General features: G+C 30.5%; 21 protein-coding genes, 3 tRNA genes and 1 pseudogene. 7 read left to right on the forward strand and 18 right to left on the reverse strand.

The window, feature by feature from the left end:
* Positions 1-42 precede the first annotated feature (42 nt).
* Together EBB51_RS08915 and EBB51_RS08920 are read right to left on the reverse strand one after the other, a co-directional pair.
* Complete coding sequence (locus EBB51_RS08915) at positions 43-414, reverse strand: GntR family transcriptional regulator (RefSeq protein WP_123054153.1); 372 nt, start codon at positions 412-414, stop codon at positions 43-45.
* A 305-nt stretch (positions 415-719) separates the two neighbouring features.
* The gene (locus EBB51_RS08920; protein ID WP_123054154.1) at positions 720-1,646 is read right to left on the reverse strand and encodes a TDT family transporter; all 927 of its coding nucleotides are present in this window, start codon (positions 1,644-1,646) and stop codon (positions 720-722) included.
* A gap of 3 nt (positions 1,647-1,649) precedes the next feature.
* Between EBB51_RS08920 and EBB51_RS08925 the strand changes: the two genes are divergently transcribed.
* Positions 1,650-2,138, forward strand: a complete 489-nt coding sequence (locus EBB51_RS08925) for a C-GCAxxG-C-C family protein (protein WP_123054155.1) — start codon at positions 1,650-1,652, stop codon at positions 2,136-2,138.
* A gap of 80 nt (positions 2,139-2,218) precedes the next feature.
* Here EBB51_RS08925 and EBB51_RS08930 read toward each other — a convergent pair whose 3' ends face one another.
* The 4 genes from EBB51_RS08930 to EBB51_RS08945 all read right to left on the reverse strand — a co-directional run bounded on the left by EBB51_RS08930 (position 2,219) and on the right by EBB51_RS08945 (position 3,349).
* Positions 2,219-2,842, reverse strand: a complete 624-nt coding sequence (locus EBB51_RS08930) for a hypothetical protein (protein WP_123054156.1) — start codon at positions 2,840-2,842, stop codon at positions 2,219-2,221.
* Positions 2,843-3,027: 185 nt separating this feature from the next.
* Positions 3,028-3,112, reverse strand: a tRNA-Leu gene (locus tag EBB51_RS08935).
* Between the two features lie 83 nt (positions 3,113-3,195).
* Positions 3,196-3,271 (reverse strand) — tRNA-Lys (locus tag EBB51_RS08940).
* A 3-nt stretch (positions 3,272-3,274) separates the two neighbouring features.
* A tRNA-Gln gene (locus EBB51_RS08945) sits at positions 3,275-3,349 on the reverse strand.
* Positions 3,350-3,561: 212 nt separating this feature from the next.
* On the opposite strand from EBB51_RS08945, the gene EBB51_RS08950 reads away from it, so the two are divergent.
* Positions 3,562-4,128 carry a rhomboid family intramembrane serine protease gene (locus EBB51_RS08950; protein ID WP_123054157.1) on the forward strand — a complete coding sequence of 189 codons (567 nt, stop codon included), beginning with the start codon at positions 3,562-3,564 and terminating at the stop codon, positions 4,126-4,128.
* An 86-nt stretch (positions 4,129-4,214) separates the two neighbouring features.
* Here the strand turns inward: EBB51_RS08950 and EBB51_RS08955 are convergent, their stop codons facing one another.
* A complete protein-coding gene (locus EBB51_RS08955) occupies positions 4,215-6,683 on the reverse strand; it encodes a GxGYxYP domain-containing protein (RefSeq protein ID WP_123054158.1) in 2,469 nt (822 codons plus the stop codon).
* Positions 6,684-7,597: 914 nt separating this feature from the next.
* Positions 7,598-8,299 (reverse strand): annotated as a pseudogene (locus EBB51_RS08960) (pyruvate formate lyase family protein); the annotation flags it as partial.
* Positions 8,300-8,576: 277 nt separating this feature from the next.
* Between EBB51_RS08960 and EBB51_RS08965 the strand changes: the two are divergent.
* Both EBB51_RS08965 and fabF read left to right on the forward strand, forming a co-directional pair.
* Positions 8,577-8,930 (forward strand): helix-turn-helix domain-containing protein, encoded by a 354-nt coding sequence (locus tag EBB51_RS08965; RefSeq protein WP_123054159.1) that lies wholly within the window; start codon positions 8,577-8,579, stop codon positions 8,928-8,930.
* Positions 8,917-10,158 (forward strand): beta-ketoacyl-ACP synthase II, encoded by a 1,242-nt coding sequence (gene fabF / locus EBB51_RS08970; protein WP_190285252.1) that lies wholly within the window; start codon positions 8,917-8,919, stop codon positions 10,156-10,158. The genes EBB51_RS08965 and fabF overlap by 14 nt, the downstream gene beginning before the upstream one ends.
* Positions 10,159-10,200: 42 nt before the next feature.
* Here the strand turns inward: fabF and greA are convergent, their stop codons facing one another.
* The 4 genes from greA to EBB51_RS08990 form a co-directional block, all read right to left on the reverse strand.
* Positions 10,201-10,665, reverse strand: a complete 465-nt coding sequence (greA, locus tag EBB51_RS08975; protein ID WP_123054160.1) for a transcription elongation factor GreA — start codon at positions 10,663-10,665, stop codon at positions 10,201-10,203.
* Between the two features lie 166 nt (positions 10,666-10,831).
* On the reverse strand, positions 10,832-11,062 hold the full coding sequence (locus EBB51_RS08980; protein ID WP_123054161.1) for an acyl-CoA thioester hydrolase/BAAT C-terminal domain-containing protein: 231 nt from the start codon (positions 11,060-11,062) through the stop codon (positions 10,832-10,834).
* Positions 11,028-11,246, reverse strand: a complete 219-nt coding sequence (locus tag EBB51_RS08985; protein ID WP_243103816.1) for a hypothetical protein — start codon at positions 11,244-11,246, stop codon at positions 11,028-11,030. Before EBB51_RS08985 ends, EBB51_RS08980 begins: the two co-directional genes overlap by 35 nt.
* Positions 11,233-11,739, reverse strand: a complete 507-nt coding sequence (locus EBB51_RS08990; protein WP_123054162.1) for an alpha/beta fold hydrolase — start codon at positions 11,737-11,739, stop codon at positions 11,233-11,235. Before EBB51_RS08990 ends, EBB51_RS08985 begins: the two co-directional genes overlap by 14 nt.
* 287 nt (positions 11,740-12,026) lie before the next feature.
* On the opposite strand from EBB51_RS08990, the gene EBB51_RS08995 reads away from it, so the two are divergent.
* Both EBB51_RS08995 and EBB51_RS09000 read left to right on the forward strand, forming a co-directional pair.
* Positions 12,027-12,617 (forward strand): TetR/AcrR family transcriptional regulator, encoded by a 591-nt coding sequence (locus EBB51_RS08995; protein WP_123054163.1) that lies wholly within the window; start codon positions 12,027-12,029, stop codon positions 12,615-12,617.
* 176 nt (positions 12,618-12,793) lie between these two features.
* Positions 12,794-13,294, forward strand: a complete 501-nt coding sequence (locus EBB51_RS09000) for a QueT transporter family protein (protein ID WP_190285253.1) — start codon at positions 12,794-12,796, stop codon at positions 13,292-13,294.
* Between the two features lie 86 nt (positions 13,295-13,380).
* On the opposite strand, the gene rpsA is transcribed toward EBB51_RS09000, so the two are convergent.
* The 6 genes from rpsA to EBB51_RS09030 form a co-directional block, all read right to left on the reverse strand.
* Positions 13,381-14,550 (reverse strand): 30S ribosomal protein S1, encoded by a 1,170-nt coding sequence (rpsA, locus tag EBB51_RS09005; RefSeq protein ID WP_123054164.1) that lies wholly within the window; start codon positions 14,548-14,550, stop codon positions 13,381-13,383.
* A 36-nt stretch (positions 14,551-14,586) separates the two neighbouring features.
* The gene (locus EBB51_RS09010) at positions 14,587-15,549 is read right to left on the reverse strand and encodes a P1 family peptidase (RefSeq protein ID WP_123055028.1); all 963 of its coding nucleotides are present in this window, start codon (positions 15,547-15,549) and stop codon (positions 14,587-14,589) included.
* Between the two features lie 25 nt (positions 15,550-15,574).
* Positions 15,575-17,629 (reverse strand): cell wall-binding repeat-containing protein, encoded by a 2,055-nt coding sequence (locus tag EBB51_RS09015; RefSeq protein ID WP_123054165.1) that lies wholly within the window; start codon positions 17,627-17,629, stop codon positions 15,575-15,577.
* 105 nt (positions 17,630-17,734) lie between these two features.
* Positions 17,735-18,325, reverse strand: coding sequence for an ECF transporter S component (locus tag EBB51_RS09020; RefSeq protein ID WP_123054166.1), 591 nt, complete (start codon positions 18,323-18,325; stop codon positions 17,735-17,737).
* A 132-nt stretch (positions 18,326-18,457) separates the two neighbouring features.
* Positions 18,458-19,024: a GNAT family protein gene (locus EBB51_RS09025; RefSeq protein ID WP_123054167.1), complete on the reverse strand. Its 567-nt coding sequence runs from the start codon at positions 19,022-19,024 to the stop codon at positions 18,458-18,460.
* A gap of 25 nt (positions 19,025-19,049) precedes the next feature.
* Complete coding sequence (locus EBB51_RS09030) at positions 19,050-19,949, reverse strand: phosphatidylglycerol lysyltransferase domain-containing protein (protein ID WP_123055029.1); 900 nt, start codon at positions 19,947-19,949, stop codon at positions 19,050-19,052.
* A gap of 356 nt (positions 19,950-20,305) precedes the next feature.
* On the opposite strand from EBB51_RS09030, the gene EBB51_RS09035 reads away from it, so the two are divergent.
* Positions 20,306-21,259, forward strand: a complete 954-nt coding sequence (locus EBB51_RS09035; protein WP_123054168.1) for an ABC transporter substrate-binding protein — start codon at positions 20,306-20,308, stop codon at positions 21,257-21,259.
* Positions 21,260-21,268: the final 9 nt, after the last annotated feature.

Genomic DNA, 21,268 nt, shown 5'->3' on the forward strand with positions numbered 1-21,268 from the left:
TACCTCCATTTATAAGTTTAAATAATTTAACCATTTGCAAACCTAATTGTTATATAAAACCTTAAGAACTTCTATAATTTCCTCTAATGAAATATCCATGGCTATGCTCTCATCAACCACATCTTGAAGTTTTTCCTCTATCATCTTCATTTTCCTCTCTTTTAAAATCTCCTTGTTTTGTGCTGAAACAAAGCTTCCTTTTCCAGGCACAGTTTCAATAAATCCTTCCCTCTCAAGTTCTTCATAAGCTCTTTTAGTTGTAATAACACTTATCTGAAGTTCTTTAGCAAGATTTCTTATAGAAGGAAGGCTTTCTCCTTGATCAATATCTCCCCTTATAATTAATGCCTTTATCTGTTCTTTTATCTGTTCGTAAATTGGTTTATTAGAGGAATTAGATATTAAAATATTCATATTTATTACCCCTTAATATTTTATGTATATACTGTATATGATAAGTATATACAGTATATACATAAAAAGCAATACCCTTTTAAAAACATAGGACAGAGGACAATGAAGGTTGATTTTTTTGCCAACGCAAAAAAATCTTTAAATTTATATAAGTTAGCAATGTTTCGCTTTAGCGAAACGAGCTATAAAAAATTTAATTAAAGATTTTTCGTAAGCTTAGCTGAGAAAAATCCTCCTTCTCTGTCCTATGTCCTCTGTCCTATGTCCTCTGCTTTTGTCCTTTGCTTTTGTCCTTTGTCCTATGTTTAAGATATATTATCTTTTGGAATAAGAAATTGGATATATCTAACTAGCACATATAATGTTATTAAAACTCCTGCTGCTTCTTGAAATTTTGCTAAATATTTCAGTGATAAAATAGCTTGTCCAGACTTATTTAAGAATCCATTTACAAGCTTCATTGCCATAGCACTTATAACAAGTGGAAATGTAAATCCCGAATAACTTGGATAAAATTTTAACCTTAAAAGCTTAAATAACATAATTATAACTACCGAATACATTATAATTGATAATGTAATTAGCAGCCAAAACATTATCATATTTTTAACTTTAAATGAATTCATATATCCTGCCAAGAGCAAGCTTGCTGGTGCTGCAAATATAGCTAGTGTTGGTAATGCTTCTTCTGGTATTTTCTTAAACTTTATAACTCTGTAAATAACCACTGGCAAAAGTACTAAATAAGTTATAAATCCAAACCAAAATATTACTCGACCTACATTCGCCATTCCAAAAACAGGACCTGTTACACTAGCAAAAACTATACCAACGTAGACGATAAACCAAGATGAAAACACTTTCTCAATATTAAAATCAAGTACAAATTTCTTCGTAAACCACAGTATTAATAAAATATGTATTATAAGTCCTGCAATCCACACTGTAAAAGCTAATGATGCTGCATATTCTTTAAGGTAAGTTGCCATTAACATGATGCTCATTGAAAGTGTTGGAAATGTGTTAGCTACAACGGGATTATTTAGTTTTTCAGCTGCACTCTTAGGATATTTTATAATCTTTGCTATTATTAAAGTAAATAGTATTAATGCTATTATTCCAAATATACTATGGTATACCTCTCCATGTGACTGCACAAGATTTCCTGATGCTGCTAGTCCTAAAATAAGTCCTACTATAGGTACTGGATACTTTTTTAAAAATTGATTCATTAAATGTCTTTAATAAATAAAAGTGAATTGACCAAAGAAGAACTTCTTGACAAGGTTCAAGCTAATGCTGAAGAACTTTTCAGAAGCGGTACATTTTTTTGCAGCGAGTCAGTAGTACAAACAATCAACGAATTATTAGGAAAGCCATATGATAATAACATAGTTAAGCTGGCAAGTGGATTTCCTATAGGAATGGGTAAGTCAGGATGTTTATGTGGTGCCGTTTCAGGTGGGCAAATGACTTTAGGCATGGTATATGGCAAAGTTAAAGGTCAGTCCATGAATGAAAAGATGTTTAAAAAATCTAAGGCCCTTCACGACTACATTAAAGATGAATACAAGTCAACTTGCTGCAGAGTTATAACAAGAGAATGGGCTGGAGATAACTTCAAAAGTCAAGAAAGAAAAAATCATTGTATCACAATCACTGGTAAAGTAGCAAGATGGGTTGCTAATGAATTTATTGAAGATGGACAAATTAAAGTAAAGTAATATTATGATCTTTAAAACTTATACATAAAAATATAGCTTGTTGAATAACAATATTGGTTGTTCAACAAGCTTTTGTAAATTTACGATACTTTATCTAAACTTTTTATTTCGCTGCTTATAGCTTCAAATCTTCTCTTGTCTTTTAAATCTAATGCCCCATTTGCAAACACATACAGTGCTTCCAGGTAAATTTCATCACGTTCCTTCTTTGTAATAGGATTCAAGAAAATTTCACTATCATATTTAATTTTTGGTTTATTTCCAAAATAAACTTGCTTTAATACCTTTATATATGTTGTGAACTCATCTTTAAACAGCACAAAAAAATTTCTATTTTGCTTATCTACATTATTCTTTATTGAACACATTTTTACACAATCTTGATTTAGAGAATTAATTACTATTTTTTCTCCATTTTTAATGATAAACTCTTTATACTCTATGTGTTCATTATTCATAAACCTATTATTTATCTTATTTAAAAAGTTTATATATCTTTTCAATTCATCTCTAGTTAAAGAATACTGATTGTCTATAATTTGTCTATTTATATTTTTCTTAAACGACAAATTACAATTAATTAAATCATTAAATGATACAATTATATAATCTGTCATTTTATTTAAAACTTTGTCTGGAATAAGTTTTATTTGATAAGAAGAATCATCTTCTATTTTTGGTAAAATAAATTTACTAATTTCCATAATCAACTCTCCTAAATATAACCAATTCATGTAATCATACATGAAAAAATCATTTTATATATACATGCAAAATATTAAAAGCATTAAAAATATAGTAACCTTACACCATATTTTTAATACTTTTAATATTTAATTTAATATAATCAAAAATAAATATGACTTGCAAACTCAAGCCATATTACAATTGGTGCAGGTGAAGGGACTCGAACCCCCATGCCGTAAAGCGCTAGATCCTAAGTCTAGTGCGTCTGCCAATTTCGCCACACCTGCATATATATAATTTAATGAGGTTAACGCCTTGCGTCGTTAACTAAGTGACTATCACAAAATCAGAGATTTTGGATATCTACTTATGGTGGCTTACCGGGGAATCGAACCCCGGACACCATGATTAAAAGTCATGTGCTCTACCAACTGAGCTAGTAAACCTTATGGCTGGGATGGCAGGATTTGAACCTACGAATGATGGAGTCAAAGTCCATTGCCTTACCACTTGGCGACACCCCAATAACTTAAAAATTATTAACAACAACAACTAACACTCATACATTATAGTAACTTTTATTACACTTGTCAACCATTTTTTATTCATTTATGCCGATTATTAGCTTATTATCTACAATTCGTAACTTTAAAAAATGCTTTGCATTTTTCTATATTATGATTTGAAAAATGGTTATAATAAACATAATAAACTAAATTTTTAGGTAGGCGATATTATGAAAAATAGAATTCACTACAATTCTCCTGTTATATTAACTTTTAGCTTTTTGGCTTTTGGAGTACTACTTCTTGGAATGCTTACACAAGGTATCTCTACAAAACTTTTTTTCACCAGTTTTAGAACATCATTTTATGATCCATTACAATACTTAAGATTATTTACATATATTTTGGGTCATGCAAACTGGGCACATTTTTCAAGCAATTTTATTATAATACTATTAGTAGGTCCTATGGTTGAAGAAAAGTATGGCTCTAAAGAACTTTTTAAAATGATAATTTTCACAGCTTTCTTAACTGGATTTATAAATATAACATTTTCAAATAACGCTTTGCTAGGTGCAAGTGGTATTGTGTTCATGTTAATACTTTTAAGTTCATTTGCCAATGTGAAGCATGGTGAAATACCTCTTACTTTAATATTAGTTGTCATAGTATTTATGGGTAAAGAAATTTTTAGTGGTTTATTTATACAGGATAACATTGCTCATTCTGCGCACATAATAGGTGGACTTTGCGGCGGAGTTTTTGGTTATTTAAAAAATAGAAAAAAACTAGAATAAGTACAAATAAAATCAATAATTCAAATTGAATCTTCTTCTTGTTAACTTACCATTATACAAAAGCATATGAGGAACAATAATCGACTCTAATGTTTGACATTGTTTCTTATCAATTGCATAAATATTTCAGGAGTAACTACTTTCACATGAGAATTTTGCTTTAGTTTATTTATAACTTCTTCGACATTGCGAGCATTTTTACTCCAAACATGAACATAAACAAATGTGAATGCTTTAGGATTACATGCATTTACTTCACCTGAATTGACCCTGCTGTTAATTTTACTTACTAATTCATCTTCCTCTTCAATGCTATTCCAAAGCAAATCTCTACAGGATACTATTGGTTTATTGTTGGACCATAAAATTTGTCCTTGAAAGTTGTCATGCCTACTGTAATCAAGATAAAATATTCCTTGAATATTGTCCTTTTTAGTGAACTTATCCCAAAGATCAATATTATTAAAAGCTGAATCATCTATAATTGCAACATACTTTTCGGCTACCCTTTTCATATAATCATTTAATGTGTTGATATATGTGTTTAACTCACTTTTATTAAATTTACTTGGATACACATACCCATTTCCAGAAGGTGCTACAATAAAATTATTATATGTATTTTCATTACTTATGCTCTCATAATATAAATTAAAAACAGTAGGTGCTAAATAGTATACAGATGGACTCATAGACCACCCCAAACTAAGTCTATCTCTATTTGGATACCCAAACCAATTAGTAGAACTATAGTTAGTCCCAAGATTCCACTGCTGGTTATCACCATCAGACATTATAAATGTAACATAATGAAATTTTCCGCTTTGAGGAATCGTCAAATGAGGCTTTCTAAAAATACATTGTGATGGAAAAGCACTTAAAGTAGTTAAATTATATGACCAATCTGCAGCAACCAGACTTGTACCATACTTTGATGCTGTACTTACATTTATAAACTCATCAGGTCCCCACCCTAAACAAATGGCATTACTCGTCATAGACGAAAATATCTTATCCCTTAAACTTGTCTTATCTATGCTGTCTTCATAAAACACTAATGACTTGCTCATTATGGCATAATCCCTTAATGAAGCTGCTTTATCAGGAGAAAGTTGAATTACAATAGAATGATTTAACCCATTATTCCATAAATTATTGTAAGCCCAGTTTTCATCTGTATTTCTACAATCCCCTCTAATTTCTGTAATACCATTACTTCTCACCTTAAATTCTATGGACTCATCAACAACTATAGACTTATTTAAAGCTGCAAGAGAACAGGCATTATTTATTGAAGGATCTTTCGGCGACTTATTACTATAAAGTATGTATCCATCTATGTATTTCTTATATAAACTTAGTAATTGCCATGGATCTGAAATGATTTTATAAGGAATTTTATAGTTAGTGTTTAAATCCTCTAACCATACTTTATAATCTGGTTGGGTAGAATCAAGTGTATATATTTGAAAAGAACAATGGCCATTAACTAGTCCCTGAAGACTAGCTACCATTGTTCTTTCAGCAGGCGTCATTGAATCTTGAGAAATTGCAAATATTTTTTTGGGGAATACTGGATTTTTTATATACCTTGAAGTATTTTGCATCATAAAATTAATGGGAGAAGCTGATGTTTCCTTAGTACCAGCTGCATTTTTCCAATCGCTCCACTTTACACTGAAGGAATCACCATTTTCTTTACAATACGTATAAAATTTTTGTAAGAAATTCATTCTTTCATTATTGTTAAAAGATTTAACTTGGTCTTCATCATAATTTCCGAGTGCTAATTGTCTTTTTATAATATCATCTGCACTAACTTCCTTATAATTTTTAACCATATCATACATGATCATAAAAGTAGCAGTCCTTCCTATACCATGTTTACAGTGAAAATGAACCCATGAATTTTGAGGCTGAGTTTTTGCAAACTTTATAAAGTAATCAACCATATCATCTGTAGGTATTCCGCCATCTCTAACTGGTATTCTAGTATAAGATAAAGCTCTGGATTTAACAAGTTCATTTTCGTCTTGCACTTTAGTTGGAACTATAGTTTCTTTAGGATGATTATAAAAAGTAATTGGGACGTTTAATTTTATGCTTTTTAATTTATTAGCTTCATCAAGTAAAACCTGTTTTCTTGTTAAACCTGCATTAGCATTGTTTTTTTCATCAACCCAACTGACCGCAAATTCATTGATAAAACCATGAGACTCCTGTCTCAAATCTACAATCGTTATGGGCAAAGATGTTCCTATAGCCTTTATCAAAATAGGAAGATTATTTACGGAAAACTGTTGACTTCCTGAAATATTTAGTTTATCCAAGCCTTTGATATTTAAATTTTTATCATTTATGGCAGTTAAATTTGAAGTCTTACGAAAGTTCTTAGGCAAAGTATCTTTATTCCTAAATGAGTCCAAAACAAGCTTTACATTACTTTTCCCAAAAGATTCTAAAGAAGTAGTTTTATTTACTAATGATACAGATAATATAATAATTAATATAAATGTCACTACAGTATATATCAATGATTTCAATTTTTTGTGCAATTATATTCACTTCTTTCATATAAAGTATGCATTAAGTTTTACAAGATTAGTATAGACTAACAAAATCATTTTCATACTAATAATATGCATTTTCAAATTATCATCTCTTTTTTAATAACAACTATTGATTTTTCAGAAATAATTCATTAAAAAATCAATCTTAATATGTATTTATATTTCAGCATGGGATTGTTAAAACAGCGGCACAAGATTTAGAAACTTATGTTGAAAGCTTAATAACTTTTTATTTAATATTATAAAAAGATCAATTGAAAATATTATATTCATAGGTACCATACGTTACTGAATTTAACAACTTTAAATGCTATAATATTATGTAATAAAATCTTATTAAAGCATTTAAAGAAGGTGATATCTTGGGACTTAAAACAATTAAAGAGGATATGATTAATTGGCTGAAGAAAATTGCATATAATCAAAATTTAGTTGATAATGAATATATTGGTCATTGTCCTAACTTTGCCACTCGCTGTTGTTTAACTTGCGATAGGTGCTGGAAAGATTATCAAGAAACGAAATAGTCCATTATATATTAATTTTATACTACACCATCAATATATGATTTTCTGATATAGTCTATATAGACCTCCCTCCCACACAGTTCCACTTATGGGTAGTGTTAATGGGAAAAATAATGTTTTTCTAATCTTCCTTTATCCGCATCTTTCGCTACATACTATGTAATTAACACTTTAAAAACTACAAATATGTTTTGAGTGATTGGAATTCATACATAAAATGAGCCTGCCTTAAAATAATTTTAAAGCAGGCTTGTTTTTATTAAACTAGCAATTTAACATGGTTTTTCCTTCACCACATAATTTTTCAAAATCTTTCGTAAATGCATCTACTGCAGAAGTGACTACTGCTAGATTAACTAATCCCTCAATTACATCTGGAGTTGCAATAGTACCTGCACCTTGTTTGTGGTACATTTGCTGAAATTGAAGAAGTTCCAGCATAGTATACACCACCTATTGGTCCACGACCATACCTAGTATTTTTGTATTTTATTATTTCATTTATATATACATCGTAAGCGTCCCTAAGCATCATATCTACATAATCATCATCATTTCCATATTTAGGAGCTTTACTTAATAAAATATTCTGAACCTTCTTGCCTTCTTCTCCCTGGAAATTATTAATTAATGCATTCCATAACTCTTCTGGAGTCATTAATTTGTCCCCAAACACACATTTTTAATAGCTGCAAGAGAATCTCCTAAGTTCGCAATACCAACTTGAAGGTCACTAATAAAATCATATATTGCTCCACCTTCTTTAATTGTCAAACCTCTTTCTATACAATCATCTGTCAAAGCCTAGCATAAAATATCTGCTGCTTCTTGTTCTAATACCATAATATCTGCACAGCTATCAATAATAACGCAATGTCGTGTAAACTCACTGATAATCTTCTTCTATGCATTTTTTACTTGTTCAAAGGATGTCATATTTTTAAAGTGTTCTACTCCTTCACAAACTTTAATGCCAGATTCAATATCTACACCATCATTTAGTGCTATTAGTAAAGATTTAGGGAAGTTTAAGAAACTCATATCAGTACATCGATAACCCCATTTACCTGGAACTAATATGACATGGAAAATAAATACTATGCCTTTAAAGGTGTAAAACCTCTGTATGAAGAAGATTTATTAGATTACCAAAATATTTTTATCAATAACGGATTTAACTGCTATTTTTAGTATTTAAATTTTACTATATAAACATTCCCTTTCAAATCTACTAACGTAATTATACATCTTTGTTTTTATTTTGTTTACCTTGACTTAGTTATACCCTTATACTATTATAAAACTATACTTTGGTTAGTTAATAACTTATAGGTATATAGGAGGAACCATCATGGTAGATAAATTACCAGAATGTCCAGTAGAAATTGCGCTACTAGCATTAGGGCAAAAATGGAAATTTCTTATTTTGAGAGAACTTATGCGCTCTCATGGGAGAGCACTTAGATTTTCAGAAATAAAAAATGGCATAAACAATATTAGCGACAAAATGTTGTCAAAAAATTTAAAGATTATGGAGAACGAGGGCATTATATCAAGGAAAGTTTTTGCACAAGTGCCACCAAGAGTAGAATACTCACTAACAGAGTTAGGAATGAAACTTCATCCTGTTTTGCGCTCACTTTTCGAATGGGGACTAATGTATAAACAGTTTATCAAGGTGGAAAAGGAGAATGAAAATGAATAGAGTTGTAATTACAGGTATGGGGGTTGTTTCACCTATTGGAAATAATTTAGAAGAATTTTGGAAGAATATTAAAGAAGGAAATCACGGTATTGACTTTATCAATAGTTTTGATATAAGCAATTTTCCTGTTAAGGTAGCAGCACAAGTTAAAAATTTCGATCCTTCATTAGTTTTAGATAAAAAGGGTATACGAAGAACTGACTCATATTGTCAATATGCACTTGAAGCTGCACGTCAAGCCATTATAGATTGTGGTACCGATTTTAAAGAATATAACCCTTACCGTTTAGGAGTCATTATTGGAAGCGGTATTGGGGGAATACATACATTAGAAACTGAATATAAAAAATTTTTAAGGGAAGGAAACCGTCATATTTCTCCATTTACTATTCCTATGTTAATTCCAAATATGGCATCAGGAGTTGTTGCAATGAAGTATGGTTTTAAAGGGAATAACTATGGTATGGTATCCGCATGCAGTACTTCTGCTCATACAATCGGAGAAGCATTTACATCTATTAAATATGGTAAATTAGATGTTTGTATAGCAGGTGGAGCTGAATCATCCATTACTCCATTCACTTTAAGTGGATTTAATAACATGAAAACTTTAACAAACAGCAATAATCCTGATAGAGCTTCTATTCCATTTGATAAAGATAGAGATGGTTTTGTAATGGGTGAAGGTTCAGGTATTGTTATACTGGAAAGTTTAGATAGTGCACTAAAAAGGAATGCTAAAATATATGCAGAATTAGTTGGATACGGTGCTACTGAAGATGCGTACCATATTACTTGTCCTGATCCATCGGGACAAGCTTCATGTCAAGCTATTTTATCTGCATGTACAGAAGCAAATATAAACCCAAATGAAATTGATTATATAAATGCACACGGAACAGCAACTCCAATCAATGATAAATATGAAACGAATGCCATTAAACTTGCCTTTAAGGAACATGCAAAAGATGTTTTTATAAGTTCAACCAAATCTATGACAGGTCACTTGCTGGGAGCATCTGGAGCAGTTGAATCAATTATATGTTCGATGGCTTTATATGACAAATTTATTCCAATGACCGTTGGATATAAAAACTTCGACCCAGAGTGTGATTTAAACTATGTAACAAAATCAGGAATTCAAAAAGACATTAAGTATGCCCTTTCTAATTCTATGGGATTCGGCGGACACAATGCAACTTTATGTTTCAAGAAATTTGATAATTAACATAAAAGGTTTCTAGTTGCAAACTAGAAACCTTTTAATCTATTATAACATTTCTAATATTTCTATTGTATATTTTTCACCTGGGGCATCAACTTCAACTATATCTCCAGCCTTTTTACCCACTAACGCTTTTCCTAAATCTGATTCTATACTTATAAGCATATCTTCTGGATCTGCATCCATAGTAGTTACCAATGATACAGTTTCTTCATCTTCATCCTCTATGAATTTAACTTTAAATTTACTATTAACTCCTATTACTGATTTATCTGTATTTTTAGTATCTATTACAGTTGCAGTTGAAATCATATTTAATAAGTACTGAATTCTATTATCATTTTCTCTATAGTTTGCACAAGCTTCTTTATATTCTGCATTTTCCGATCTATCACCATGTGCAGCAGCTATTAGCTTTTCCTTTGCTATTTCAGCTCTTTTTACAGTCATTCTATAATCTAATTCCTCTTTTAATTTATCCACATTTTCTTGTGTTAATATGTTCTTCATATAATGATAACCCTCCCTACAATATATTACCTTAGTATTATATATTATATAGGGAAAAAATTAAAACCTACTGCATTATTTGTTTCATCTTTATTCTACTCAAACATATCTCCTGCAATAACTATTTCTAAATTAATCAACTCTTAACTTCTTAATTAATGTACATTTATTTATGTAACCATTTTTCTAAAAATTTAACTGTCTCATTCCATGAATCAACATTTGCTTTTGCAAAGCTTTCTAGATCGCATGGATATTTTTTTGATGGATATATTGATTGAAATGGTACTGTTAACATATGTCTTGCCTTTTCATAGGTAATGTGTTTATATTCATGTTTAAAATGTAAACTTTTAAATAATTTACACGCTGTTTCTGAATGCATTTCCTTTATCATAATACTGTTTCATAATTTCTATGCAATCTTCAGTTATCTTAATATTGATTGCACGTTTATCTTTCATATTTTTTTCTAAAATCACATATTTTTTTTCCAAATTTATAACAATATGCTTTACATTTTGCTTGGAACATCCCATCTTGTCTGATATTCCACTATAAGAAGCTTCATTTTCTGGCAAATGTAAAATTGCTAAAAGTACCATCCATTAAGGAATAATATTTTTCAGGATGCTCTTTTACTAAGAAGATACCGAGAGCACTGCCCCATGATTCACCCACCAGATAAATTTTATCCTTATTGAATGTTTTACATAAATAATCTGTCAATGCATATCCATCTTGAATATATGTATTCAGCGTTATATTTTTTGTATTAATAGCGCCAAATGACTTGCATGAACCCGGTTGATCCCAATTTACTACAACAAAATTATCTCCGAGAACTGCAAGGTTATAACGCACAGCTGCCATTTCGGAACCTCCAGGTCCTCCTGCCAAGAAAAGCAGAACAGGTTTATTTTTATCTTTGCCTCGTATGCTGATCCATTCATTACGACCATTTAATTTTACCTCCTTTAGTTCTGCGATACTGCCTTGCAATGCCTTTCCATGTGAATCCAATATTGGAGGTGTTTTAGTTGAAAAATGGCTGAATGCTGTAAATCCAAACATGAGTACAATAAATCCTCCTATAATTGTTATAGTTCTTTTAAGGCGTAAAATTACTTTATTTGTTTGATTTTTTTTATTTTATTTAATATAAATTGTATGCAGTAGAATAAAGTTGTCAGTAGACCTAAAGCACTGATTAGAAATAGCACAGTAAAAATAGTGATTTGTATCAATTATCCCATCTCCCTTTTCGACTATTGGTCGAATATATTTACAGCTTATCATATTTTTCGACCGATGGTCAAGTGCTAATTTATATGTTATAATATCAGAGGTAGGTGTTAAAAATGGGTAAGAGAGAACTAATAATTAAAGCAATGGAACAATTATTAATGGAAGACAAGGGAGCATCTTGTTCTGTAAGTGATATTGCACAAAAGGCAGGTATTGGAAAAGGAAGTATATATTACTACTATAAATCAAAGGAGGAGCTTTTTGATGCGGTTGTTGATTATATATATTCCCGAAAGATTAACCAGTACAAAGAAGTAATTACAAAGGACAAACTGAACGCTCTAGAAAAATTAGAGTTCATATTTAAAAGTTATCGTAATTCAGCTGTTGATTCTTCTATAGATTTATACCTTCATCAACAGCAAAACGCAGCTATACATCAAAAATCGCTTGCTAAAATACTAAATTTACTTTCTCCGATAATAGCAGATATCTTTAATCAAGGTATTAATGAAAAACTGTTTATTTGTGAAAAGCCAGGGGAAACTGCAGAAATATTTATATCCACATTTTGCTTTTTATTTGACCATGGTATTTTTGAGTGGACGGCAGAGCAAATAGAGAAAAAGGCTAAAGCCCTGGCTTATCTGTTTGAAAAGGGTTTAAGTGCACCGGAGGGGAGCTTTAAATTCTTATATAGTTAATAAAATATAGATTGCTTATATTAAAACATATGTGATATAAATTGTTATACGCAAAAATGGGTAAATACTGTACAAAAAATAAATACTGTAGTAATATATATAATGATTTTAAAATTATATAATGAGTGTTCCTTGCCTAACCACTTATTAATAAAAAAACAAGGAGGTAATCAAAAATGAATTTTATTAGTAAAGATAACAAAATTTCCGTTAAGTCACTAGTCAAAATTGCCATAACAGCTGCATTATATGCAGTTGCTACTACTGCTATAGCACCTTTAAGTTATGGTGCTGTTCAATTCAGATTTTCAGAAGTTATGACTCTTCTTGCTTTTGTAGATCCCGTATATATACCCGGACTTGTACTTGGATGTGCACTTTCCAATTTATATAGCCCACTCGGTATAGTAGATGTGGTAGTTGGTACTACTGCTACTTTTTTGAGTGTATACATGATAAGCAAAACTAAACATTTGTTTATAGCATCCTTATGGCCTACTATCATGAACTCAATTATTGTTGGTGCGGAATTATTTTTTGTACTCCATCAACCATTTTGGATATCTGCAGCATACGTAGCTATTGGAGAATTTGTAGTTGTAACTTGCATAGGATGTCCACTTTTCAAGTTACTTATGAGAAAAGAAAATATCTTAAAAGTTTTGAAATACCAGTAATTTAACATAACTTGTTGAATTATTAAAATAAAAAACATTAGCAATAATTAAAGTTATTGCTAATGTTTTTTATGTACAATCTATAACTATTTTTCGAATTTAAAATCTTTTAGCAAATCTGCCAAACTTGTATTTGCCTGGCCTCGATCTACATACTTTTTAAAATCACCTTGAGGTTTTCCTGCTGCTTCTTTTATGCTTAAGCTTATTCTATCTTTTTCACTATCTATATCTAAAATTTTTACCTTAACTTTATCTCCTGCTTTTAATGCATCAGAAGCTTTTAAAATTCTATCTTCTGATATTTGAGATAAGTGAACAAGTCCTTCAACACCATCCATTATCTCAACAAAAGCTCCAAAATCTACAACCTTGGATACTGTTCCTTCTACTATATCTCCTGCCTTAAATTTGCTGCTTACATTGTTCCATGGGTCTTCACTTACATCCTTTAATGAAAGCGATATTCTGTTCTTTTCCCTATCAACATCTAATACATAAACTTCAACTTTATCTCCAACACTCACTACGTCTGAAGCTTTTTTTACTCTCTTCCATGATAATTCTGAGAGATGTACAAGTCCATCTACTCCTCCTAAATCAACAAAAGCACCAAAGTTAGTGAGTCTAACTACAACTCCTTCTCTCTTTTCTCCAGCTTTTATAGTGTTCCAAAGCTCATCTTTTTTAACTTTAAGATGCTCCTCTTCAACCTTTTTACCAGATACTACTACTTCTTCTTTTTCCTTTTCAAATTCAATAATTTTTACTTTAATTGTCTTTCCAACAACTGAATTTAAATCTTTTACATAAGCTAATGAAATTTGAGAAGCTGGCATAAATACTCTAATGCCTTCTATGAAACCTACAACTCCACCTTTTACAGTCTTAGATATAGTTACCTCCAAAATATCTCCCTTTTTAAATACACTTTCAAGTTTATCTAAAACTTTTATCCTGTCTGCAATTTTCTTAGATACAAGTACATTTCCTTCTCCATTATTCATTTTCATTACATATACATATACTTCATCATTTTCTTTTAAGATTTCATCAGGATTTACGTCTTGATTGCTGCTCATTTCGCTTTTAGGTAATAATGCATCCGACATGTACCCTATGTTTACTGCAGCACCATCTTCTGATACGGATATAATCTTTCCTTTTACAACCTCTCCTGCTCTTATAGTTTTCATTGAAGTTTCAATTTCATCCATAAATTCATTCATTGAAGCTTTATTATTTTCTTCTGCCATACTTATCTCTCCTAACTATATAACTTTACTTTAAATTTATAAATCATTTAATGATTTATATCCAAATATCGTTTGTGCATTTCTTACTGCTCTAAGTACTGCCTCTTCAACTACCTTAGCAGATAAGAAACCAACAACAGACATATCTGCATCAACCTTTCCAGTTGCCATGGTAAATATGGTATCACCATCAAACATGGAATGTGCAGGTCTCATAGTTCTTGCATAACCATCGTGAGCCATAGAAGCAATCTTGTTCATTTCACTCTTATTGAACTTTCCATTTGTCACTACTACTCCAATTGTAGTATTTCCACTAAACAAGTTTTTCTTTTCAGAGTAATTTTGTATCATTATATCTTCTGTACAAGCAAAAGTCCTCTTGTCTTTATTTAAAGCACCTGCTATTATTTTTCCCGTATGTGGATCTATTACATCTCCAAGACAATTTACTGCGGCGCATGCACCAACTTTAAGTTCACCAACTTGAAGTGCATAACACCCAAGTCCTCCTTTCATTGAATATTCCGCTTCTCCAAATATTTTTCCAACGGCAGCGCCGCTGCCTGCGCCTACATTACCTTCTTCACATTTATTTATTTCTGAATTCTTACATGCTTCGTATCCCATAGTTTTATCTGGTCTTATTTTATAGTTTCCAATATTAAGGTCAAATAAAACTGCTGAACAAACAATTGGTACCTTAGTAACTTTTACATCAAATCCAATATTTTTTTCTTCTAAATACTGCATGACTCCCCCAGCTGCATCAAGACCAAAAGCACTTCCTCCAGCTAGTACTACAGCATGAATTCTATCTACGAGATTTACAGGGTCAAGTAAGTCAGTTTCCCTTGTCCCTGGAGACCCTCCCCTTACATCAACTCCTGCTGGAGCTCCCTCATCACAAATAACTACAGTACAACCTGTTGGTCCCTCTAAATTTTGGGCATTTCCTATTCTTATGCCGTCAATTTCACTAAATGATATCTCCTTCATATATTTTCTCCCCACATCTATAAAATTATTGAACTTTTTGATTTGATAATCCATCTAATTTCATTCTATAGACATTAGTTGTCATATTAGTAGTATCAATCGTAGTATAATATATCCAATTTCCTGCTGTATTTAAAGAAATTATATTTTTACTGTTATTTATGAGCCTATAACCACTTCCATCAGTCTTTATACTATATATTCCATTAGAGTTATATCCAGAACAGTATATATAACCATCTTTTACCTTTACTGCTGTAGAACAATCAGTTGAACTCAAAAGTTTTTTGTTTGATCCATCAACCTCCATACTATACAAACTGCCTGAGTTATTTCCGTCTATAGAACTATAGTAAATATAATTATCAACTATATTTACATTCTTACTATTGTCAAAGTTCAATTTTTGTCTTTGAGTACCATCTTTTCTAACCCTATATAAACTGTCATTATCATCAACATTACAATAGTATATCCAATCACCTTGTACTTTCATGTAATCAACTGCTGAATCATTTGAAATCAATTGATTATTGGATCCATCTTCATCAATCCTGTATATTTTATAATTATCATCTACATTTAAGTAGTATATCTTATTATCTACATTTTGAAGATATATACCGCGTTTTGAACCTACTATTTGCTTGTCTGTACCATCATTTTTCATCTTATAAATTGAAAAGTTTTGTGGATTATCGCTGTTTGTGTACTTAGCATAGTATATATAGTCCCCATCAAAATTCAAGTATCTTGGTATATCATCGCTAATCTTTTGCTTATCAGTTCCTGTTTTTCTAACTCTGTAAAATGCACTATTTTTATTATTATCACTATAATTTACATAGTATATCCAATCATTATTGGACCATATTTTATTTGTAAAATCATCAGATAACTTTTGTGCTTTAGTCAAATCTGTATTATCCGACTTTATCTTATATAATCCGGTTTCAGCACCAGATGTTGAATTTTGACTATTTAAGCTAAAATATATCCATCCTCCATCATTCACAAGATTGGATCCGTTGTTTTCAACATTATAATAGTATACTGGAGTCTTTGTATAATTTTGGGTATCGTCTACTTCATATCCAACTGACTGTTTAATATCATCTAATTCTGAATCTTTTATTCCAGCACTTCCACCTATAGCATACACATTCTTGACACTAGCTTTTTTATCTGCAATAAGATATTTTGCATTTAAATCATTTTTATCCCCTACGAATACAATAGGATTTCCATCTATAGCTGCAAATGCAGATGCACTTAAAGCATCTGGAAATTGTTCTGAATATGCAAGATCTATATTTTGAAAGTCAAATTTGTCTTCAAATGTTTTTATTATGTTCATATTCATCTCATACTTATCTTTACCTGTTATTCTTTGAACATTTGGAAATTGATATGCAATATTATCTGATATAACATCACTATTTCCTAATACATAAGTTTTAGGTATATCTCTTCCGCTTATAAAATTTCTTATACAATCAGGTACAGTATCTTTAGGTATAAGTATTATAGGTATTTGAAGCTTTGCAGCTATTGGAGCAATTGAAAGGGCATCAGAAAAATCTGAATCCGTCGCAAGTATTATACCGTTTTGAGTACCTATTTGCTGCGCTACTGCAGTTGAAGTTTCATTTCTATCAGCTCCGTAAAATCTTTGAGTAGCTATCCCCATACTTTGCACTGATTTTTCTATCGAAGGGTCAACCACGAAGTTTCCACCTACAATAATTATTTGTTTTACATTTAATCTTTTTAATTCATTATAAGCATTATCATTTAGTTTACCTTTTTCTGTCAGTAGAATAGGTGCATTATATTTCTTAGCAAGTACAGATGCACTCAAGGCATCTGGAAAGTTTTCTCCATTTACTATTACTGCATAATTAGATGCTGTTTTCCAGCCTTCTTGTACAACTTTTGCACAAGTTTCATATCTATCGTTTCCCCAAATCCTCGTGCTGTTAACAGCATAAGCTGCACTAACTTTATAAGAACCCATTATAAGCATACTTCCTACTGCAGTACTTATAAGTGCATTCAAGAAAAGTTTTCTCCTTAGCATAAAGTTTTACCTCCTAATAAAGTAACATTTTCTTTCCATTATACCATAATTATTCATAATAAAAAAACTCAAGCTCTAATGCAAGAACTTGAGATATTTTCCTTATTATTTATGTCTTATTTTATTTACTGCAGTTACAACTGCGGTAGTAATTAAAATTGATAAAATAGCCTCTGGTATTCCATTTAACACACACACTGTTAGTATTCCATCCTTAGCAGCATTTACACTTACATTTAGAGCTTTTGCATATGGTTTTAAGTATATAATATAAATCATACCCATAACCCCTATAGTATTTGTAAGTGATCCAACTAATCCAGCTAACATTGTACTTAAGTGTTTAAATCTGTTTGCACATACTTTATAAGAATAATACGCAGTTATTCCTATAAGCACCCTTGGTAAAACTGATACCAATGGATTTATAAATGCAAACGATACCGGCGTTGGTGAAGTTACAGCTTGTATAATACTAAAGACTCCAAATATCAATCCAACCATACTTCCAACTACAGGGCCTTCAAGTACCGCTCCTATTATTACTGGTACATGCATTATAGTAGCTTTTACAGGCGGTATAGGTATAAACCCTAACCCTGTAACACCTAAAATAATTGAAATTGCCGACAACATACCTATTACAGCAAGCTGCCTTGTTTTAAATTTCACAAGCGAGTTTAAATTTCTTTCCATAATACTCCTCCGTTCTTATTCCTTTTAGGATATAATTCGGACACATCCTTATAAATTCGTTCAGTTTCATAAGAATACCGACGATTTAATTGTATCATTTTTAATGCAAAATTCAATAGGCAATTTATGCTTTTATAATTGATATATCTTGTGTATGGAATCCCACTCACTTCTAAGTATCCCATACAAATACATGTCATATCTTACTCCATCCCTGTGAATGAATTCTCTATAAGTACCTTCTCTTTTAAAGCCCAACTTTTCATATAATGCTATTGCACTTTGATTATATTCTATAACATTTAATTGTATTCTATTTAAGTTGAGTTCTTCAAATCCAAATTCCATAGTAAGATATAGAGCCTCTTTTGCATATCCCATTCCCCTATATTCTTGTCTTCCAATTCCTATATATATTACACTTGTACCATTATTCCAAAGTATGTTTTCAAATCCTGTAACTCCTATAAATTTATTATCTTTTACAGTTCTTATTGCAAATATATATTCCTTATCTGTCTTTCTTATAGAATCTATCATTGACTTTATTTCATTTTCTTCTTGTGGATACGCTGCCACCATATCATAAAATCGTAAAAAATAAGCATCATTATACCATTCTTTAAATTGTTGAATATCTTCATCCATAAAAGCTGTAAGCTTAACTTTTGTTCCCTTTAGCAAACTTTTTATTGACATACACACATCTTCTTTCTATGCTGTACTAGCAGTTTAAAATAAACTTTTTTTCTAATTTAATTGGATAATATGACATTTTGGATTTTCTAAGCCCTACAATTCCTAAATCCTGCTCTCTATTTATTATTTTAACATCATTAAAGCACCTATCTATAAATTCCTTATTTATAAAACTATATGCTCCATTTATGTTCCTGTCTGCCTTTTCAATATGAATTACAGCTAATTTATCATTTAATCTCTCTCCTATACTAAATGCTGCAATTTTATCATCTACATATACAACTATGCCTTCCAATGACAGCTCATCAATGTTATTTATTATATCTTCTATGCCCTGTAATTCATAATATAGCATATCTTCCTGCCCTGCTTTATTTTCTTCATACCATGTATATGCTGCTTCTATTACATCAGCTGCTGCCTTCCCATTACTTATCTTTGCTACTTCATAATTATAGTTTTTCACAAATGAATTATAGTGATTTTTTTTCTTATGAAGTTTTTTACCAGATAACATTATGAGCTTTTGAGCTTCATACAAATAATCAAAATTATCCCTATCTTCTTTTATACATTCATTGACATCTCCAAACAAAGCTTTCATTTCAAGTATAAAGTTTTCTTCCAAATCCTTAAATAAATATTTAATATGATGTTCTGCTTTATACTGTATTAACTTTTCAACTATATCTTTTAAATCCTCCTTTTCATATCCTAGAGGCTGCATAAAATAGTAGTCTCCATCAAAATCTTTTTTCTTTATTATAAGTGCATTCTTATATATAGTATATCTTATATCACAAGCATCTCTCCAAATATATAAAGTTGTAAATGAGTATTCGCAGCTCAAAAATTTGTATGGATAAATGTATTTATCAAATAGTACCTTATCCTGCAGTTCTAATTTTTTGAAATTCATAATATCTACCTTTCTATATTTCAATTTTGATTATTAACTAAGTGCTGTTTAATTTAAATTAGCATATAAAATTATTCATTAGAATTATGTTCCTAACCAATTATATTAAATTTATCAGCACTATTCAAACAGCGATTATTATACCTTAATAGCGATTATTATACTTTAATAAAGGTTATTATACTTTAATAACGATTATTACATTTTAATGACTATCATTAATTTTAAAACAATTATTTCAATCATATTATTTGCCGCAAAATATGAAAAAATGTTATACTTACATTAAATTTGATATTATATATTTTTACTTTATTCTTGAAGTTGTTACATTGATATTATTTTGGAGGTATTAATCGATGTTTAAAGTCAAAAAAAATTTTATTTTAATATTTTTAATCGCAATTTCACTACTACTTGGCGGATGCAGTACATCAAATTCCGCTGATTCCAATAAAAGCAGTGATCAAAAAATGGAATCAACTAAAAATACAACTTATCCACTTAAGATAAAAGATTCCACAAACAGGCAAATCACAATTAAAGACGAACCTAAAAAAGTTGTATCTCTAGCACCAAATGTTACAGAAACTATCTATGCATTGAATAAACAAAGTACATTAATAGGTAGAACTGACTATTGTACATATCCTAAGGAAGCCCTTAAGGTTCCATCTGTGGGGAATTTAACTGATCCAGATGTTGAAAAGATCATTCAACTAAAACCTGATCTCGTTATAGCTTCCAGCCTTACAGAACCAGCTAGTTTGAAAAAGTTAGAACAAGTTAACTTAAATGTTTTAGTTCTATCTAATGTTGAAAGTTTTGAAAACACTTATAACACTATAAAAACCATTGGAACAGTTTTAAATGCCAACCAAGAAGCATATACTATTGTTTCTAATATGCAAAAGAAAGTTAAAGATGTTGAGGCAAAAGTTAAAGGCAAATCTTCACCTACAGTATATTATGTTGTAAGTTATGGAAAAAGCGGTGACTTTACTGCAGGCAAAGATACTTTCATAGGTAAAATGCTGGAAATGGCAGGAGGGAAAAATGCTGCAGATGACGTAAACGGCTGGAATTATAGTTTAGAAAAACTTGTTGAAAAAAATCCTGACATACTAATATGCTCTAATAAATTTAATTCAAAAGATGGAATAAAATCAGCTGCAGGTTACAAAGACTTAAATGCCGTAAAAACGAATAAACTTTTTGAAATGGACGAAGATATAATTAGCAGGCAGGGTCCAAGATTAGCAGATGGACTTGAAGCTCTAGCTAAGATAATACATCCTGAAGCATTTAAATAATTTCTATGA

This window comes from Clostridium sp. JN-1, from assembly GCF_003718715.1.
GTDB lineage: Bacteria > Bacillota > Clostridia > Clostridiales > Clostridiaceae > Clostridium_AV.

Coding starts and splice junctions, on each gene's coding strand:
- EBB51_RS09035 (WP_123054168.1), top strand. CDS start 20,306: ATGTTTAAAGTCAAAAAAAATTTTATTTTAATATTTTTAATCGCAATT.
- EBB51_RS09010 (WP_123055028.1), bottom strand. CDS start 15,549: ATGAAGGAGATATCATTTAGTGAAATTGACGGCATAAGAATAGGAAAT.
- EBB51_RS08920 (WP_123054154.1), bottom strand. CDS start 1,646: ATGAATCAATTTTTAAAAAAGTATCCAGTACCTATAGTAGGACTTATT.
- EBB51_RS08950 (WP_123054157.1), top strand. CDS start 3,562: ATGAAAAATAGAATTCACTACAATTCTCCTGTTATATTAACTTTTAGC.
- EBB51_RS08925 (WP_123054155.1), top strand. CDS start 1,650: ATGTCTTTAATAAATAAAAGTGAATTGACCAAAGAAGAACTTCTTGAC.
- EBB51_RS09000 (WP_190285253.1), top strand. CDS start 12,794: ATGAATTTTATTAGTAAAGATAACAAAATTTCCGTTAAGTCACTAGTC.
- EBB51_RS08915 (WP_123054153.1), bottom strand. CDS start 414: ATGAATATTTTAATATCTAATTCCTCTAATAAACCAATTTACGAACAG.
- EBB51_RS08930 (WP_123054156.1), bottom strand. CDS start 2,842: ATGGAAATTAGTAAATTTATTTTACCAAAAATAGAAGATGATTCTTCT.
- fabF (WP_190285252.1), top strand. CDS start 8,917: ATGAAAATGAATAGAGTTGTAATTACAGGTATGGGGGTTGTTTCACCT.
- EBB51_RS09025 (WP_123054167.1), bottom strand. CDS start 19,024: ATGTCAATAAAAAGTTTGCTAAAGGGAACAAAAGTTAAGCTTACAGCT.
- EBB51_RS08995 (WP_123054163.1), top strand. CDS start 12,027: ATGGGTAAGAGAGAACTAATAATTAAAGCAATGGAACAATTATTAATG.
- EBB51_RS08965 (WP_123054159.1), top strand. CDS start 8,577: ATGGTAGATAAATTACCAGAATGTCCAGTAGAAATTGCGCTACTAGCA.
- EBB51_RS09020 (WP_123054166.1), bottom strand. CDS start 18,325: ATGGAAAGAAATTTAAACTCGCTTGTGAAATTTAAAACAAGGCAGCTT.
- EBB51_RS08990 (WP_123054162.1), bottom strand. CDS start 11,739: ATGTTTGGATTTACAGCATTCAGCCATTTTTCAACTAAAACACCTCCA.
- rpsA (WP_123054164.1), bottom strand. CDS start 14,550: ATGGCAGAAGAAAATAATAAAGCTTCAATGAATGAATTTATGGATGAA.
- greA (WP_123054160.1), bottom strand. CDS start 10,665: ATGAAGAACATATTAACACAAGAAAATGTGGATAAATTAAAAGAGGAA.
- EBB51_RS08980 (WP_123054161.1), bottom strand. CDS start 11,062: ATGATAAAGGAAATGCATTCAGAAACAGCGTGTAAATTATTTAAAAGT.
- EBB51_RS09015 (WP_123054165.1), bottom strand. CDS start 17,629: ATGCTAAGGAGAAAACTTTTCTTGAATGCACTTATAAGTACTGCAGTA.